Here is a 15,588-nt window from a genome sequence, read left to right on the forward strand (position 1 = left end):
AAGAGATGTCGGCCGTTGTAAAGGTTCATGATCTAGAGTGGTATTCCGAAGTCCCTCGCTCGGTCTGGAAGCAGACAGTGGCGGGATTGGTGCTGACCGCGGTGGCGTTTGGAGGGTTCGGAACCTGGGCTGCGACGGCGCCGCTGGCCGCTGCGGTCATTTCCCAGGGAAGTTTCGTGGCTACCGGCCGTAACAAGGTCGTGCAGCATTTCGAGGGCGGCATCATCAAGGAGCTGCTGGTGAAGGAAGGCGACCAGGTGGTCGAAAACCAGCCCCTGGTCCTGCTTGACGAGACGGCGGCGCTCTCCAAGAAACGTGAGCTGTTCCTCCGCCGTATCAGGCTGGAGGCCACAGCAGCCCGCCTCGCAGCTCAGGCGCAGGGCGCCGAGAATATGGAAATTTCGGGCATCCTGGAGCAATTCAAGGATGATCCGGACGTCTCTTCGATCGTGCTGACACAGCAGCTTAACTTCAAGGCTCAGCGCATCAAGCTTGCGACGGAACTGACATTGCTGAGGCAGAACATGAAGGCTCTGGAATTCCGGGCCGAAGGATATGTACGACATCGCGAGGCCATATCGCGGCAGCTCGTGCTGTTGCAGGACGAACATGAAACGAAACGGGCCTTGTTGGTAAAAGGTCTTCTCCGGGCAACGGAGGTCAAGGCACTGCAGCGAGCGATCGCCGATGCCGAAGGCCAGATAGGGCGTCTCACCTCGGAGATTGCCGAAACCGGCGCTCAGTCGCTGAAGGGACAGCAGCAGATCGCGCAGGCTGAAGAAGCATATCGCGAGGACGCCCTCGATCGTTTGCAATCGATCCAGGGTGAGCGTGACGCAGCACGGGAACAATCGCGCGAAGCAGATGACGTCCTGCGTCGAACTACTATCCTGGCACCAGTCTCCGGCACGGTTGTTCGAACTTATTATCATACAAACGGTGGCGTCATCGAAAGCGGCAAAGGAATCATGGAGATTCTGCCCGCCGCCGTGCCGTTGATCATCGAAGCCAAAGTACGGCGTAATGAGATCGACAGCGTCAAGGTCGGTCAGAAAGCCACTGTCCGGCTCACCGCACTCAACCAGCGCACCACGCCTGTCCTGAACGGCGAGGTCTTTTATATCTCGGCCGATGCTCTGGAGGACAACAAGATGGCTATGGCAGACCAAGACGTCTACATTGCCCGCATCAAGGTTTCCTCAGAGGAAATCTCGCGCGTGAAAGGTTTTTCTCCCCAGCCAGGGATGCCGGCGGAGATCATGATTCAAACGGCCGTGCGGACGTTCTTCAGCTATCTGGTCAAGCCCATCACTGACAGCATGTCGAGAGCATTTACCGAACGCTGAATTGGGACGTCACTCTATCGCAATTCATCGCAGGCTCTTCGCCCATGCGGATGCCAATAGTCCGCCCGGGGGGTGATCTAAGCTTCTGGAACTCAAGGGTGGATGGAAGAGCCGATCCCGGCGGCCTCAACATAACGCTGGCGTGATGTTGGTTCTTCCAAAAGGAGAAGGCCCGACCGTTTTTCCCGTTCGAGCCTTCAGCAATCTGTTTGGTAGAGCTAATATTCGCCTACTCGCGGCCAATATCAACTCCATCAAATGGATTAGGTCGTGGGTCGGAAGCTAATAGTCAGTTGAAGAGGGTGTAGAATTGATAATAATCAAATGAGCGCGTTCCACTAGAATTTCTCATCTCTAATATCTACTCCCGTTCCCCCGGGATTATTTAATTCTGATCTAGAGTTGCAGGTGACTTCATTGTTGATTCTGGGCAGGACGCGGTGGATCCGGTAATATACTGAACAGCCGGCTGAGGCCTCTGAATCCTAGGTCACAAAGGCGCTGTATAGCTGGCTGCCCCAGGATAATGACCTATCGAAGAATTTCTCTCGGTCTACGGCCAACCTTTCCTGCAGCTCATGCAGTTTGCCGGCATCGTCAGCAAGCATCATGAGAGCAGAAGCAAGCGCCTCGATATTGTCGGCCGGAAATTCGATGCAGGCGTTCTCCACGAGCTCCTTTGCCGGCACCACTGAGCTGAGTACCGCGGGAACAGCATGTACTGCTGCTTCCACCACGACAAGGGCCAGGCCTTCGGGAAGATTGCTGCGGGTCGGGCAAACCAGAACGTCCGCCCGCTCCAGCTGTTGATGAACCTCTTGCGCATCCAGTTGGCCAAGCATCCTGATCTGATTGCGAACGGGCGAGGCGGCAATCCGCTGCCGTAACCCATCATCGGCCTCGCCTTTGCCGGCAAAGGAGAGGGTCAAGTCGGGGTGGCGGCATGCTGCTTTTTCAAACGCGGACAAAAGATCATAGACACCCTTTTCTTCCTGCAACCGCCCCAGAAACAGAATGTTTCTCAGCCGCTCCAGTTGGCGGGGGGGCTTTAGAAATCTCGAAAGCACCTGGGGGACTTCCGTGTATAGGCTGCCAATCAGGTCACGTCGAATTTCGATCACCTGTCGTCTGGTTTCCTCGGAGGTGCAAACGCCTGCCGATACCCGATGCATCAGCACGCTTGCTATCTGGTGTTTGATTCGCGCTTTGAGGGAAACCGGCTTGAGGCCCATAGGCCAGAAATTGGTATGGGCCGTCAAAATGATACGAGTGTTTTTCGGGATAGAGGCGATCAACAGCCAAGGCGTATCCACACCCAGCAGCACGATATGCGGCTCGTACTTGCGAAGTTCTCGAAGGACTTTCCAGCTGAAGGCGAGGCCGGCCTTTCGATAAGCGATGCGGCCGGGAGGCCGGGCGCGGGGAACGCTTATGAAACGGAAGCGAGGATCGCGATGTCGGGGCAGTTTCTCCGGTTCCGCAATGACGAGCGCCATGGCCTCCAGTTTCTCTACAAGCGTGTAGAACATGGTCGAATAGGCGACGACGGGCGTGCGAGGATCGAAACGTCCTTCCATCCAATAGTCGAACGTCCCTGCGACATCGCCAGGTCCAGCGATAAACGCAATCCGTGGAGTTTCACTCGGCCTTAGGCCGAGACTGGCTCTCAGGCGATCGCCTGCATCATCCGGCACTACGACAAGATCCGAAATATTGTCTTCCATTGCTTGGCACCGCCGTCACGACTTTAGATATCTCGTGGGATCGCTTTGGTTACCTTCCCGGCTGACGCTCCTTAGGCACAGCGTCGGACGCCGCGTTGCCTGGTAGTTGCCGTGCTTCCTATCCAGCGATCTCATTCGGTTTTGAGCAAGCAATCCGAATGGATACGGCAGTCACCTATCGTGCTAGGCGCTCATTCTTTTGGACAGGTGGGGGAAGGTGATCCATACGTGTAGCCTGAGCCTGGATGCGCAATTCCTGCGCAACGGCAAGGGACGCTCACATGGTGAGGATCAGCCACGGGCCTGTTGTTGTTCCGTCCACCTTTTCGGCGCGCGGACTCTAGCTATGCCTGAATATATTCGAGCGCTGGTATATGTTCTGCTTATCAGCGTCCCCGTGCTCTATGTAGCGAAGAAAATCGCTTTGCCGCTCATAGAGGAGGCGGAATTTAATTTGTGGCGGAACTGTTGGCTCGCCGCCACTTGCGTCACTTTTATCTCGAGCAGCTTTTTTGATTTTTCTGCTGGGCTTGCGCTCATCAGCATATACATCCATCGGAATTCAAAGCAGCCCTTGCTGCTTTATGTGGTTCTCATGTTTGTGGCGCCATGCGTACCGATCGGCGTCGGCATCCCCGGCGTCTTCAACAGGATCATCGATCTTGAGCCGCCGCGGCTGTTGGCGATACTCATCCTCCTTCCCCTCGCAATCAAACTCTGGCGAGAGCCCGAAAACAGGCGGATGCGGGGTCTTGATCTGCCGGTGCTCGCGTATTTCGGGTTTATCACCGTCCTTTCCCTGCGGTTGAACGATATCAATTCGATCCTCCGTGTTGTGCCGACATATTTCCTTGATATTTTGCTTACCTATTTCGTTTTCAGCCGGTCGCTCCGGTCGGCGCTCGATATCAACCGCGTCCTGCTGGCTTTTGTGGTTGCCACCCTGCCTCTTGCCGCGATCGGTTTTTTCGAAATCTGGCGAAACTGGCGGGTTTATTATGTGGTCATCCTCGAGTGGGATTTTGTTCTCATGACGAGCTACCTTTTCCGCGACGGTCTGTTGCGGGCTGCGACCACATCGGTTGAATCCATCGCTTTTGGCTTTCTTTGCATGACCGGAGGCGGATGTCTGCTCGCCTTGCGCAACCAGCGCCATTGGGACTCCTGGCGCTATTTAGCTCTCGGTATACTTGTAGTCGGATTGCTGTCGAGCGTCTCCCGTGGCCCCTGGCTGGGCCTTGCGCTCTGTGCTACGGTTCTGCTGCTGACCAATCCGCGGGCTTCGCTCAAACTGCTCGCCGCGGCATCCCCTGGGATGATTATCCTGGCATTTCTGCGACCGTCCTTCATCGATCGATTCACCAACCTGCTCCCATTTATCGGCTCTGCCGACAGGGGCAGCGAGACCTATCGCGCGATGCTTGTTGAGAATTCACTGCTCGTCATCGAGCGTTACCCGCTTTTCGGTTCTGAGACATTTCTCACGGAGCCGGAGATGTTGAGAATGATACAGGGTCAGGGCATCGTGGATGTGGTCAATACCTATCTGCAGATCGCCCTCCACCACGGGTTGATTGGCCTTTTCCTGTTCGTGATGTTCTTCGGGCTGTTGGCAGCCAAACTCTGGGGCCTTTTCCTGGCAAACAAGTCCGCTCTTGTGAGCTATCAGGGAATTCTTGCCATCTTGATAGCCATGCTGTTCACCATAGCCACCACCAGCAGCGCAACGATCATTCCGTATATCTATTGGGCTTTCTCAGGGATAACGGCTGCGGTTCTTGCACGCGGCCCCACTATTGAGTGGGAAGTGCGGCCGACGGTCAAAGCGCGGATGAGGCGCATGGGCGTCGGTTTGGCGCCGATTCTCATTCGGCCCGCCGCCGATTCCGGAAAAATGCGGGTGATAGACCCACGCTGATAGCCGCAGCTATGGAAAGAGGCTTTATTCGCGAATGCAGAGGCCGTCAGTTCCCGTGATTAGCTTCATCGGCTCTACTTATACTCGATGATCCGCTGCTGACGGTTGCTCAATCGGTTCATGTGGAACTGAACTATTCCTTGCAATTCGGCGAATTTCCCCAGGACATCGAAGGTCGCGTAAGACCACCGATTTGACGTGGTCGGGGCCATCCGCTGTGCCATCCGCAGAGACTGGAGCGGATAGGCCAGCAGAAGCCCGATGGCGGCTGGATGCAGGAGCGTGCCTAGAGCCGTTGCAAGCGGCAGGACGCCAGCCCAGAAAACGGCGCGCCTAACGTTGCGAGCCCATATTCGGACGGGCGACTTGCGGTGGAGATAAGACACCTGAGCATAGGCGTGCCCGCAACGAACGCTCCTAAGCCACCATTGGCTCACGCGGCTCATGTTCGCATCATGACGGGTCATTTCGGATGGGAGCCGCCAGATCTTCCAGCGCCTTTCCCGCAAGCGGACGCAAAGTTCAGGTTCTTCCCCTGCGATCAGATGACCGGAGTAGCCGCCAAATTCCCTGATGACGGAGGCTCTTGCCAGTATGTCCCCGCCGCATTCCGCGACTTCACCAGGCTTTCCATCCCACTCGCGGTCGCACATTGCGTTGAACAAGGTTCGCTCCGGATACCGTTCGCGACGGCGCCCGAAAACAAGCGCAACATCCTCGTGCGTCGAGAGGAAGGCAACCCCGGTATCGATCCAGTCGCTGTCGAGCTCGCAGTCGCCATCGACAAATTGTACGAAGGTTGTCTGCGGCCAAAGCTGCATGAGGGCATCGAAACCGGCATTGCGTGCGCGTGCGGCCGTAAATGGCGTTGACAGATCGAGGGGCAGCACCTTCGCGCAAAGGTGCGCTGCCGCCTGGGCACTTCCGTCCGAAGATGCCGAATCGACATAAATCGCCCGCTTCGCATATGGGCCCAAGGATCTGAGGCAATTGATGAGGCGTTCGCCTTCATTTCGTCCGATGACCACGATGCCGACATTATGATGAAGATCGCTGTTATCTTCGAGACGCAGAGTGTCTGGCTTCATTCGGTGCCTCCGATGGTCTTGTAGACACGGCCTCGATTAAAGTGCCTCCCATTTTTAGGATCGACCACCGGCGCTGTAAATTTACCCCTTTGGTGGAAGCTGCGGTATCCCTGCTAAGCTCTTTGTGGGGCTGAGCCTATCTCAGTGTTTTTGCTATAAAAATATGAGAGCTGGCTGACAATCAGCAGGCAGAAAAGGGGCGCTTGTGGAATGCGTATAGCGTATTTCACCAATCAGTATCCGGCGCCGAGCCACACCTTCATTCGACGGGAAATCAATGCGTTGGAGGAGAGGGGGCACCATATCGCAAGATATGCGGTGCGTCCCTTCCGTGGTCAGCTGAAGGATTGCGACGATATCCTGGAGGCGGCAAAGACGAAGCACCTCCTTGCCAGCCCCGCAAAGGCAGTCGTGGCAAGCCTCGTGCGGGAACTGGCTATTCATCCTGCTTCGACGCTCAAGGCTTTAAAAAGCGCTTTCCGCTTCGCACGGGCTTCGGGTGGGCGCTTTCTTCTGCATCTCGTCTATTTTGGGGAAGCGATGGTTCTGGCGGACTGGTGTCGCAGGGAGAAGATCGACCACCTGCACGTGCATTTCGGTACCAATCCGGCAACGGTTGCTGTGCTCGCCCATGAGATCGGCGGCATCCGGTTCAGCTTTACCGTCCACGGGCCTGAGGAATTCGACCGTCCGGAAACTCTGGCGCTGTCGGAGAAAATTCGCGCCTCGTCATTTGTCGTCGCAGTGAGCTCCTATGGCCGAAGCCAATTACTTCGGTGGGCGGACCTCAGTGACTGGAAAAAGATCCAGGTCGTGCGGTGTGGCGTGGACCGGCATTATCTTTGCGACGAGACGGCGCAGCAGCGTAATGCTTCCCCTCGCCTCGTCTGTATCGCGCGGCTTTCGGAGCAGAAGGGCCATCTTTTGCTTCTGCAGGCTGCTGCCAATCTGCGGGCGCAGGGCCTGACATTCGAGCTTGTCCTCGTAGGCGATGGGCCGTTGCGGAGCGAGATCGAACGCGAGATCAAACGGCTCGGTCTCGGCCAATCCGTCACGCTTACCGGTACGATTACCCAGGATGAAGTGAAAACGGAGATCCTCCGTGCGAGAGCCCTGGTGCTGCCAAGCTTTGCAGAAGGCCTGCCGGTGGTCTTGATGGAAAGCCTGGCGCTCAAGCGCCCGGTGATCTCCACCTATATCGCCGGCATCCCGGAACTCGTCCGGCCGGACAACGGCTGGCTGATTCCCGCCGGAGACGTCGACGGTCTGGCGGATGCGATGCGGCGCGCGTTGACCGAAAGCGATGGCCAGATATTGCAGATGGGCGAAGCAGGGCGCCGCCGCACGTTGGAGCGGCACAACATCCATCAATCGGCGGCACTGCTGGAAGCGCTGATCAAAGCGCCAAGAATGGCGGGAGAATGAAAACTGGCCCCTGCGTCAGATCCGACGGAACGGGGCTGTGTGGCGGATGAAGTCCTGCAGCAGATGTGGGGGCAAATTCGAGTGCTTGCCTGCGGCGAGAAAGCGGATGCGGAAGACGATATGGCCAGCGAGCCACGCAAGATTCACGAATTGCGCGTAGACGCCGCCATGATGCTTCAGGAAATACCGCCGGCGGGATTCAAACCAGTAGGTCGGACGCCTGGAAGGACGGATGTGCCGCGTCACGTTTGTTGATTGACCAACCAAGTGGATAACCCGGCTCTGCGGTACGTGCCAGCAGGTCCATCCGGCGCGCGCTGCCCGGAGGCAGAAGTCCACTTCCTCGTAGTAAAGGAAATATCCCTCATCAAGATAGCCGATTAGCTGGAACACGTCCGTGCGGACGATCATGCAAGCGCCGGACACCCAATCTATCGGCGAGGGCCGAGCCGGCATCTTCGGCACGACGCGCCAATTTTCAAGCAGGCGAGTGATCGGACCAAGCTTTGCCTCGCTTTCAAACTCATTGACTATCGAGGGAAAGCGGAATGCACATGCCTGCGCCGTTCCGTCCGGATCCTCAAGCCTGCTGCCGGCAATTCCGACATCACGGCGAGCGTCCATAAAATCCACGAGCCGGATGATGCTGCCTGGTCGCACCAGTGTGTCCGGGTTCAGGAGCAGAACGTATTCAGGTCGGCCGAAATAGGCCAGAACATGCTCGATGCCTCGGTTATTGCCAAAGGCAAAGCCGCCGTTCGTTTCCAGTGGAAGGCATAGCGAGTCCGTCCAGCCGTTTTCTTCTATCGCAAAGGAGATATCGTCGGCCGAATGATCGCCTGAACCCCCATCGACAACCACGATCCGTGTTCCTGCTGGAATTGTGTGGCTGGCGTGGAGGGATGCCAGACAGTCTATGGCAAGTTCGGCGGTGCGGTAGTTGACGATAACGACGGCGAGCTTCAATCGCGCGCTATCGGATTGTGCGCCGTTTGCAGTAGTCATTAGAGACCATGCCTTCTCATCTTGTTCAAAACCACCTGGGTGCGTTTTTCAGTGCCCAGGTAGCTGCGGCATATTTCGAGATCCGTAAGTTTCGACTTTCCTACCGCCAGCACGATAACAGTGGTGTCGGACATGTCGAGAAACGGTATGACCTCATCTGAATTCAGCATCGGAGGCAGATCGAAAAGGACAACCGTCGGCCTCAGCAATTGGCGTGCTACCTCGATCTGAGCTGTCATCCGTTCGAGGTCTGCAGGCAGCGGGATTTTCGCCGATCCCCAGGCGGCGCGCAAAAGGTGTACGCGAATGCCCCGGATATCGGTCGTCGTCAGCCAGCCTTTGATCGGATCGTAAAAGGATGGCTCTTGCGGCAGGCCTAAAATCTTGCCAACCCCGGGATCCCGACAATTGACGTCCACCAGCAGCACAGTTGATCCCGGCACCCGGGCGAGGCTGATCGCCAGGTTAACCGCCGTCACCGTGGTACCGCAGCCCGTGGAAGGTGCACTGACCGAAATCACCCGCTCGTCTGGTTCCGTCTTACCGTTCAGCAGGTGGTTGCGCAGGACATCATAGGCATGGGTCATCGAATTGCTGCTGTCGAAAGCAATGACGCGGTTGGAATACAGGAATGTGGGGGACAGTGGCTCGACGTCCAAAAGGGACGGCCGCTCCTCAATACGATTTTGGCCGTTCGGAAAGGCAGTGTTGAAATCGGTCAGACCAACGCCATCCACATGGTTCGCCACTCGGCTGCGAGGGGAGATATTCTTGATGACTTCCATGAATTTCTTACCCTATCCCAATCAATGGTTTGCTTTCGGTCGGAACCTTAAGTCTGCTAATACCGTCCCCCGCCGGATGGGCTGACGCTGGCGTTTCCAGCGTCGCGGAAGGCTTTGGCGATGTATTTCCGGGGGTTCCAGCGTGGAATGACCACCAGTGTTTCTCCGGCGAGAGCATTGGCGAGATCAAAGGTGCCTCGTATGGTCCGGTCGAACAGATGCGCAGCATAGATCCCCGCGGCGGACGCAGCGGAAGCTGCCGCGAGAACCGCCATCGCCAAATGGAGACGTCTCGGTCCGGCGGCGCCGTTTGGAATCTCAGGCGCTTCCACGATATCGATTTGCTGAGCTGCCTCACCTTCCTCCAGACGCTCGCCAAGACGCGCGGTGTTCAGCTTGGCCTGCATATCGTCCAGCGTCCGTTGCAAAGAAACCTTTTCGGCTTCGAATGCCGCGATCTGAGACTCCACCTCGGGGGCACGGGAAATGGTGGAACGCAACCGGCTTATGCGTTCGGCAAGATCGGCTCTTTGGGCAAGAGTCTGCTCCTGTCGCGGCTTTATGCCCGCAATGCGTTCTGCAACAAGAATGAGCGCCGGCGGAAGGGATTTGATTTCTTCCGCTGTCAGAGCCTGCGGCGAGGCGGTGGGAATTGTCTTCCCAACCTGGGCCTTCACCTCCTCGATACGTTGCTTCATGGCGCGGATCTGCGGATGGGATTGGGAATAGATCACCGACTTGGCAGCCATATCCGTCTCGAGTTCGGTGAGCTGAGAGTGAAGGCGGGTTGCCTCGCTCGTCTCGCCCGCACCCATGCGCAACTGCGCTTCGAGAAGACCGATTTCCTCGTTGATTGTCACCACTGCCCGGTCCAGCGTCGCGAACTCCTGTTCCTTCGCCTGCATTTCGATCAACAGCGCCGGTATCCGGCTGGGATGGGAATCGTTGTTCTCGGTTAGATATCTTGCCCAAACGGCTTCACGTTCGCGAAACCGCTGCTCAAGGCTATCGACTTCATGCGTGAGGAACTTCGTTGTTTCCGCAGCACGTGCGACGCGGATTCGCTTGTTCTCTTCGATGATGTGAGACACGAGATCCGAGACCACATCGGTGGCGACGATAGGGTCGGCATACTTAAATCCGATTCGAACCGAAGCGTTTCGTGCGGTGCGATCCGCTCCTTCGGTGAACTGGATGTCCAGCGAGATCTGGTGCCGGATCGTGCCGGCGAGCTGGGTTTTCGACCAGGCCTGCGCAACATCCGCAAAGAGATGGTGCCTTTCGGCGAGGGCAAGCAAATTGTTGCGAGACAATACCCGCTGTTCGATGAACTGCAGCCGATCGTTCGATACCGTCGGCGACACGAGCGTCGTCGGTATCTGTTGAAATTCCATGATCAGCAGCGCTTCGGACTGATAGGTCCGCGGGGTCATCAGGATGAAATAGACGCCGACGAGAATGGCGATCAGTGCCGGCAGGATGGCATAAAGGGGTTTTGCGAATGCAATCTCTACATAATACAGGATGTTGCGTGCCAGCTCGTTGATCATGCCCGTCGCCTCACTGCGTCGCGTCCGATATACTGTTGATCATCATGAAGCCCTCTCATCGAGCGGCCGTTATCGTAGGATTAGGCACCGCGGAGCCGGTAGCTGCCGCCGGCGCCCGAGTATCGGAGGTGGCTGCAGTGTGATCGGGATCGCCGTAGAGCACCCGCAGGAGATCGCCCGGCATCATCGGCGTCGTTTCACTAGCCCTCAATTCCTGCGTTTGACCATCAACCGATCGCAGTATGTGGTAGCCGATGACGCGTCGCTGCCTTTCTTCATTCGCAGCTGCGTTCTGGCCGTAGATGCCCATGATGCTTGTGCTGTCGGTGAGCCTTGCGGCGGTGTCTTCTTGTTCGCGGCGCACCGCATTAAGCTCGATGAGCAATTGCGTCTGGCGATCCTGGCGGGCGGCGTCGTAACGGGCAATTTCCGCTATCCTGGTCCGCTCGGCAGTTGCCATTTCCGACATCAGGCGGCTCACCTGCCCCTCAAGCTCGGCGATTATGCCTTCCTGGACTGCTTGCTGAGAGCCCTCGGCGCCGCCTTTTGCAATAAGATTGGTTATGCTTTGGAGCCGGCGCCTGCCGAGGTCGATGCGCTTGGAGACGGTATCGATCTGTTCCTGCAGCGCAACGGCGGTCCGTTCCGAGAGTTCGTTGCCTTGGCGCTGGGCTCTCTCCTGCATGTCAAGAGCCTCCATCCTGGCATTCAGAAGTGACTGCTCCTGTGAAAGGGCAGGATCGGCAGCCAGAACCTCTGGGCTGCCAAGCGACCGTTCCCCTCGCAATTCCGCCTCCAGACGGGTGATGCGGGCCTTAAGCTCCGTCAGACGTTTTTGCGAATGTTCGACCTCGCGTCGCACAAGCACCGACCGGTCCTGATCGGCGGCCAGCATGGCTGTTCGATAAAGGCCACCAGCAACGGCGACACCATGCAGAACGGTCATATTCGCACGGTAGGGATATTCGCCAGGAGTTACGACCTCGCCGGTAACGTAGATCAGCGGCTGATGTTGTGCGTTGGAACGCAGCATAATCGTCAGATTTGGGGTGTCGTTGAAGTATTGCTTCAGCCGCGCCAACAACTGCCCTTCCAATTCGGGAACCGAAAGGCCGACGCCCTTGAGATGGCCGGCAAGAGGAAAAGACAACCAGCCATCCGGAGCGATCACCACTTCCCGGGCGAGTTCAGGCTCCTGAGCGATCCAGACCTGCAGCACATCCCCGGGCTGCAATCGATAGATTGTCTGGGCCTCTGCACTGCCAAACGTCAAGCAAAACAAAAGCGCCGCAAGACTCGCTATCCCACGCATCCATTCACCCCCAATGGCTCGCTGATCCCACCCAGCCGGGATAGGACCAAATCATAGTACGGCGATGGAATAGGCCTGCATACAAGGCACAAAGAAGTACGCAAGCGGGTCATGTACTAGCCCAAACGGATGAGACAGGGGTTCCCCCCTCCTTTCGGATGAAGAATTTCCCCCGAAGGGAACGGTTGTGAAACGGCGAGACAGCCTCGACCATTCTTTCGCGGATCTTTTCCGGACGGGAAACAATGTGGGCGTGACCTCGACAGCGCCACTTTATCCCGTTGCGCCCGCTGACGTCATCGACGTCTTCCGGAACTTCAGAAATGGCATCTGATGGGGAAGTAATGTCCTACGCGCAGTCAAGATATATGCAGATCGCGGGGGCTTCATGAGCCGCCGGATTGGGTTCCTCATTCCCGAATTTCCCGGGCAGACCCACATCTTCCTCTGGCGTGAACACAGAGCGTTGGCCGAACTCGGCGTCGAGGCTCAATTCGTTTCGACATCGCGTCCGCCAGCGGCCATCGCGTCGCATGCCTGGGCCGACGAAGCGCGAGGGAAGACCGAATATCTTTTCCCACTCGGGTTCGGAGATGCGTTCGCAGCGGCGTCCGAAATTGTGAAAGCGGGACCGAGACGTATCGCCAGAAGTCTTGCAGCGGTTAGCGAAGCGGAAGTCCGATCTCCCTTAGGCAGGTTGCGGATGCTTGCCATCCTGCTCGTGGCGGGCAAGCTCGTGCGGCTTGCCCGGCAGGCGAAATGGACCCACATTCACGTCCATTCCTGCGCTGATGCGGCCAATGTGGCCGCGTTCGCTTCACTCTTGTCGGGAATCCCCTACAGCTTGACCCTGCATGGGCCCACTCTGGAAGGATATGGCATCAACCAGCGGCAGAAGTGGAAGGGCGCGGCCTTTGCGACCGTTATCTCCAAACGCCTATTCGATGACATCGATACCAAGCTGAACGGAGCGAAACCGGCTCGGATCGCCATTGCGCCCATGGGCGTGGACCTCGAACAGATTCGCCGGAACCGACAATACGTCCCCTGGAAAGCGGGGGAGCCATGCCGGCTCTTTTCCTGCGGTAGGCTCAATCCCGTCAAGGGCCATGATCTTCTCCTTCAGACAGTGGAAATGCTGCGTGACCGCGGGTTCGATGTTCGTCTGCAGATTGCGGGCGAAGACGAGCTTGGCGGCAACGGATACCGCAAGGCGCTGGAAACGCTGATATGGCGAAAGAAACTTACCGGCTGCGTGGAATTGCTTGGAGCGGTGCCGGAAAGCCGCGTGCGCCAGGGTCTGGAGGAGGCGCATATTTTTGTTCTCGCAAGCCTCAACGAGGGGATTTCCGTAGCCATTATGGAGGCGATGGCGATGGAGATGCCGGTGATCGTAACCGACGTTGGTGGCAACAGCGAGCTGATCGACGATGGCGTGGACGCAATATTGGTGCAACCGCAGCGACCTGAAGAAATGAGCGCCGCCATCGAAAGGGTGCTCCAGGACGAGGACTTCTCGCGCCGTCTCAGAGAAGCGTCCCGCGCTAAGATTGCCGCGAAATTTCACCATCGCATTAGTGCTCAGGCCATCTCTTCACTTCTCGGTCGTCCCGACCAGACCGCTTCCCGATACGCCTAAATGAGTAGGCCCGATCCCCCAATGGCTACGGCGAAACCATTGGTTTCCATGCGATTATCTTCTTCAGACGCGGAATTTTGGAGGGAAGACCGCCCGCCATCCGCTGAATCAAAAACTGCTAGGATGACTGGATTGATAGCTCTTCTGCCGATCGTGAATTCTCTTAGAAAGGCAGCAGGCATGCCTTTTCCAGACATAGAGGCGGTTGCCCCCGATCGCTGGACCATTGCGCCGGCCACCAAACGATTTATTCGCCCGGCAACATTTCTCCCGCATCATCTCGACAGGATCAAGGGAACAGAGTTTGGTTCCATCGCCGAGGTGTTGAAAGGTTTTCGGGGCAACTACGAAACGACACAGGAAGCGACGATCGGGTACCGGCTGAAGAATGTCGATTTGATCGATGGGGTGATCTACACCCCAAAATCCTCCAAGAGCTTGAAACCACGCAGCCGCAGACTTCCATTTTACGCAGCTCCCAAGGAAGCGGCCAAGGGGGCTCTCTTCGAGAGCTGGGTCGGCAATCGCTGGTTTGGCAATTGGTTGTTGGACGACTGCCTGACCTATCCGTTGGCGGATGAATACGGCACTCCCGTAACCACCAGGCCAATTACACGCGGTCACGAGCCGCAGTATGCACGAAAGCTCAATCTGAAACCGGTCCATGTCGGCGACGTCCACTTCGATGAACTTATACTCTTCAGAGACAAGGGGCAGAACGATGGAAAGAGGCGGCGGGGCATCCAGATCCGCGAGATGCTCCTGGCGTCCGGGCCGTCGTTTCCGCATCACCCGGGCGTCTTCATCCTGCGCGGCAGCAAGGGTGACCATCGGATACTGTCGAACGAGATGGAAATAGCTCAAGGCTTCGCCTCAAAATATGGCTTTCAGATCATCGATCCGATTGCCTCGTCCGTTGACGACCTCATCCGGGCTTGCGCCGGCGCGCGCGTGGTTGCCGGCGTGGAAGGCAGCCAGCTTGTCCACGGACTGACCGTCATGCCTCAGGATGCGGCACTGTTCGTGATTCAGCCAGCGGACAGGGTCGTTTCGGTTCTCAAGGTCATCACCGATCGTCAGGGCCAAGGCTTTGCCTTCGTCGTTGGCGAGGGGACCTGCGAGAGCTTCAGTGTCGGATGGGACGACGTAGACCGTACCTTGGATATGGTGCTCAAATGACTTCACGGCTTCGTTCTTTGCCTTCTCAATCACGAGCCGCCGGTGTTTCCGATGATGCCACGCACAAGCGACCGGAGCCCGTTTCTTTTCTGGCGCAAGTACGAAAGGACTTCCGTCGGCATGGAGGCAGAATTCTGAATGCCGGCTTCGTTACGTTGCTGGTCTATCGGTTGGGCCGATGGGCGAATGCCCGCAACAATCGGCTGGCCCGGCGGTCGGCTCAGAAGATCTACGGCGCGATCAGTATGGTCGTTTCGACTGTAACCCGCGTGTGGCTTCCGGCCCAGGTAACCCTCGGAGATGGGTTCCACATCATTCATGCCGAAGGCTCGATTTCCATTCACCCGGACGTCGTCATCGGGAAACGCTGCGGCATCATGCATAATGTGACGATCGGTACCAACATGATCGCCGGCGTGCCGAAGATCGGCGATGATGTTTTCATCGGGGTGAATTCTACCGTTCTCGGCAATATCCGCATCGGCGACCGTGTGCGGATCGGGGCCAATACCGCTGTGACCACGGATGTACCTTCGGACTCGATCGTCATTGGCTCGCCCGCCAAGATCTACCCTCGCCTCGGCCCGTTCGTACGGGGCGATGCTGACACCTGATGA

Annotated in this window: 14 protein-coding genes; 6 read left to right on the plus strand and 8 right to left on the minus strand. The window is 57.3% G+C overall.

The window, feature by feature from the left end; genetic code table 11:
• The first annotated feature begins 5 nt into the window (after positions 1–5).
• A complete protein-coding gene (locus EDE05_RS16090; RefSeq protein WP_112800676.1) occupies positions 6–1,346 on the plus strand; it encodes an HlyD family type I secretion periplasmic adaptor subunit in 1,341 nt (446 codons plus the stop codon).
• 485 nt (positions 1,347–1,831) lie between these two features.
• Here the strand turns inward: EDE05_RS16090 and EDE05_RS16095 are convergent, their stop codons facing one another.
• From EDE05_RS16095 to EDE05_RS26875, 3 genes are all read right to left on the minus strand, one after another.
• Entirely contained in the window at positions 1,832–3,070 is a 1,239-nt protein-coding gene (locus tag EDE05_RS16095; protein WP_105373156.1) for a glycosyltransferase, read from the minus strand.
• Between the two features lie 402 nt (positions 3,071–3,472).
• Positions 3,473–3,610, minus strand: coding sequence for a hypothetical protein (locus EDE05_RS26870; protein WP_165924180.1), 138 nt, complete (start codon positions 3,608–3,610; stop codon positions 3,473–3,475).
• 22 nt (positions 3,611–3,632) lie between these two features.
• Complete coding sequence (locus tag EDE05_RS26875; protein WP_165924181.1) at positions 3,633–4,226, minus strand: hypothetical protein; 594 nt, start codon at positions 4,224–4,226, stop codon at positions 3,633–3,635.
• Between EDE05_RS26875 and EDE05_RS26880 the strand changes: the two genes are divergently transcribed.
• On the plus strand, positions 4,209–4,988 hold the full coding sequence (locus tag EDE05_RS26880; RefSeq protein WP_165924182.1) for an O-antigen ligase family protein: 780 nt from the start codon (positions 4,209–4,211) through the stop codon (positions 4,986–4,988). The two genes, EDE05_RS26875 and EDE05_RS26880, sit on opposite strands and share 18 nt — an antisense overlap.
• A 74-nt stretch (positions 4,989–5,062) precedes the next feature.
• Here the strand turns inward: EDE05_RS26880 and EDE05_RS16105 are convergent, their stop codons facing one another.
• Positions 5,063–6,076 carry a glycosyltransferase family A protein gene (locus EDE05_RS16105; protein ID WP_112800672.1) on the minus strand — a complete coding sequence of 338 codons (1,014 nt, stop codon included), beginning with the start codon at positions 6,074–6,076 and terminating at the stop codon, positions 5,063–5,065.
• Positions 6,077–6,286: 210 nt separating this feature from the next.
• On the opposite strand from EDE05_RS16105, the gene EDE05_RS16110 reads away from it, so the two are divergent.
• On the plus strand, positions 6,287–7,501 hold the full coding sequence (locus tag EDE05_RS16110) for a glycosyltransferase (RefSeq protein WP_112800670.1): 1,215 nt from the start codon (positions 6,287–6,289) through the stop codon (positions 7,499–7,501).
• Between the two features lie 15 nt (positions 7,502–7,516).
• Here the strand turns inward: EDE05_RS16110 and EDE05_RS16115 are convergent, their stop codons facing one another.
• Genes EDE05_RS16115 through EDE05_RS16130 form a run of 4 tightly spaced genes read right to left on the minus strand, consistent with a single transcriptional unit; the run spans position 7,517 to position 12,114 of the window.
• Complete coding sequence (locus EDE05_RS16115) at positions 7,517–8,506, minus strand: glycosyltransferase family 2 protein (protein ID WP_112800669.1); 990 nt, start codon at positions 8,504–8,506, stop codon at positions 7,517–7,519.
• Positions 8,506–9,291: a hypothetical protein gene (locus EDE05_RS16120; RefSeq protein ID WP_112800667.1), complete on the minus strand. Its 786-nt coding sequence runs from the start codon at positions 9,289–9,291 to the stop codon at positions 8,506–8,508. The genes EDE05_RS16115 and EDE05_RS16120 overlap by 1 nt, the downstream gene beginning before the upstream one ends.
• Before the next feature lie 56 nt (positions 9,292–9,347).
• Positions 9,348–10,841, minus strand: a complete 1,494-nt coding sequence (locus EDE05_RS16125) for a hypothetical protein (protein WP_112800665.1) — start codon at positions 10,839–10,841, stop codon at positions 9,348–9,350.
• A gap of 55 nt (positions 10,842–10,896) precedes the next feature.
• Entirely contained in the window at positions 10,897–12,114 is a 1,218-nt protein-coding gene (locus EDE05_RS16130) for a polysaccharide biosynthesis/export family protein (protein ID WP_162712459.1), read from the minus strand.
• A 427-nt stretch (positions 12,115–12,541) separates the two neighbouring features.
• Between EDE05_RS16130 and epsE the strand changes: the two genes are divergently transcribed.
• From epsE to EDE05_RS16145, 3 genes are all read left to right on the plus strand, one after another.
• Positions 12,542–13,792: an exopolysaccharide biosynthesis GT4 family glycosyltransferase EpsE gene (gene epsE / locus EDE05_RS16135; protein WP_132411256.1), complete on the plus strand. Its 1,251-nt coding sequence runs from the start codon at positions 12,542–12,544 to the stop codon at positions 13,790–13,792.
• Between the two features lie 180 nt (positions 13,793–13,972).
• Positions 13,973–14,971 carry a glycosyltransferase family 61 protein gene (locus EDE05_RS16140; protein ID WP_112800730.1) on the plus strand — a complete coding sequence of 333 codons (999 nt, stop codon included), beginning with the start codon at positions 13,973–13,975 and terminating at the stop codon, positions 14,969–14,971.
• Positions 14,968–15,585, plus strand: a complete 618-nt coding sequence (locus EDE05_RS16145) for a serine acetyltransferase (RefSeq protein ID WP_132411258.1) — start codon at positions 14,968–14,970, stop codon at positions 15,583–15,585. The genes EDE05_RS16140 and EDE05_RS16145 overlap by 4 nt, the downstream gene beginning before the upstream one ends.
• The last annotated feature ends 3 nt before the right edge of the window (positions 15,586–15,588 follow it).

The sequence above is a fragment of the Neorhizobium sp. R1-B genome (genome assembly GCF_004368875.1).
GTDB classification, from domain to species: Bacteria; Pseudomonadota; Alphaproteobacteria; order Rhizobiales; family Rhizobiaceae; genus Neorhizobium; species Neorhizobium huautlense.

Coding starts and splice junctions, on each gene's coding strand:
- EDE05_RS26875 (WP_165924181.1), bottom strand. CDS start 4,226: ATGGCGCTGGTTGCGCAAGGCGAGCAGACATCCGCCTCCGGTCATGCA.
- EDE05_RS16105 (WP_112800672.1), bottom strand. CDS start 6,076: ATGAAGCCAGACACTCTGCGTCTCGAAGATAACAGCGATCTTCATCAT.
- EDE05_RS16110 (WP_112800670.1), top strand. CDS start 6,287: ATGCGTATAGCGTATTTCACCAATCAGTATCCGGCGCCGAGCCACACC.
- epsE (WP_132411256.1), top strand. CDS start 12,542: ATGAGCCGCCGGATTGGGTTCCTCATTCCCGAATTTCCCGGGCAGACC.
- EDE05_RS16145 (WP_132411258.1), top strand. CDS start 14,968: ATGACTTCACGGCTTCGTTCTTTGCCTTCTCAATCACGAGCCGCCGGT.
- EDE05_RS16115 (WP_112800669.1), bottom strand. CDS start 8,506: ATGACTACTGCAAACGGCGCACAATCCGATAGCGCGCGATTGAAGCTC.
- EDE05_RS16125 (WP_112800665.1), bottom strand. CDS start 10,841: ATGATCAACGAGCTGGCACGCAACATCCTGTATTATGTAGAGATTGCA.
- EDE05_RS26870 (WP_165924180.1), bottom strand. CDS start 3,610: ATGAGCGCAAGCCCAGCAGAAAAATCAAAAAAGCTGCTCGAGATAAAA.
- EDE05_RS16090 (WP_112800676.1), top strand. CDS start 6: ATGTCGGCCGTTGTAAAGGTTCATGATCTAGAGTGGTATTCCGAAGTC.
- EDE05_RS16140 (WP_112800730.1), top strand. CDS start 13,973: ATGCCTTTTCCAGACATAGAGGCGGTTGCCCCCGATCGCTGGACCATT.
- EDE05_RS16120 (WP_112800667.1), bottom strand. CDS start 9,291: ATGGAAGTCATCAAGAATATCTCCCCTCGCAGCCGAGTGGCGAACCAT.
- EDE05_RS16095 (WP_105373156.1), bottom strand. CDS start 3,070: ATGGAAGACAATATTTCGGATCTTGTCGTAGTGCCGGATGATGCAGGC.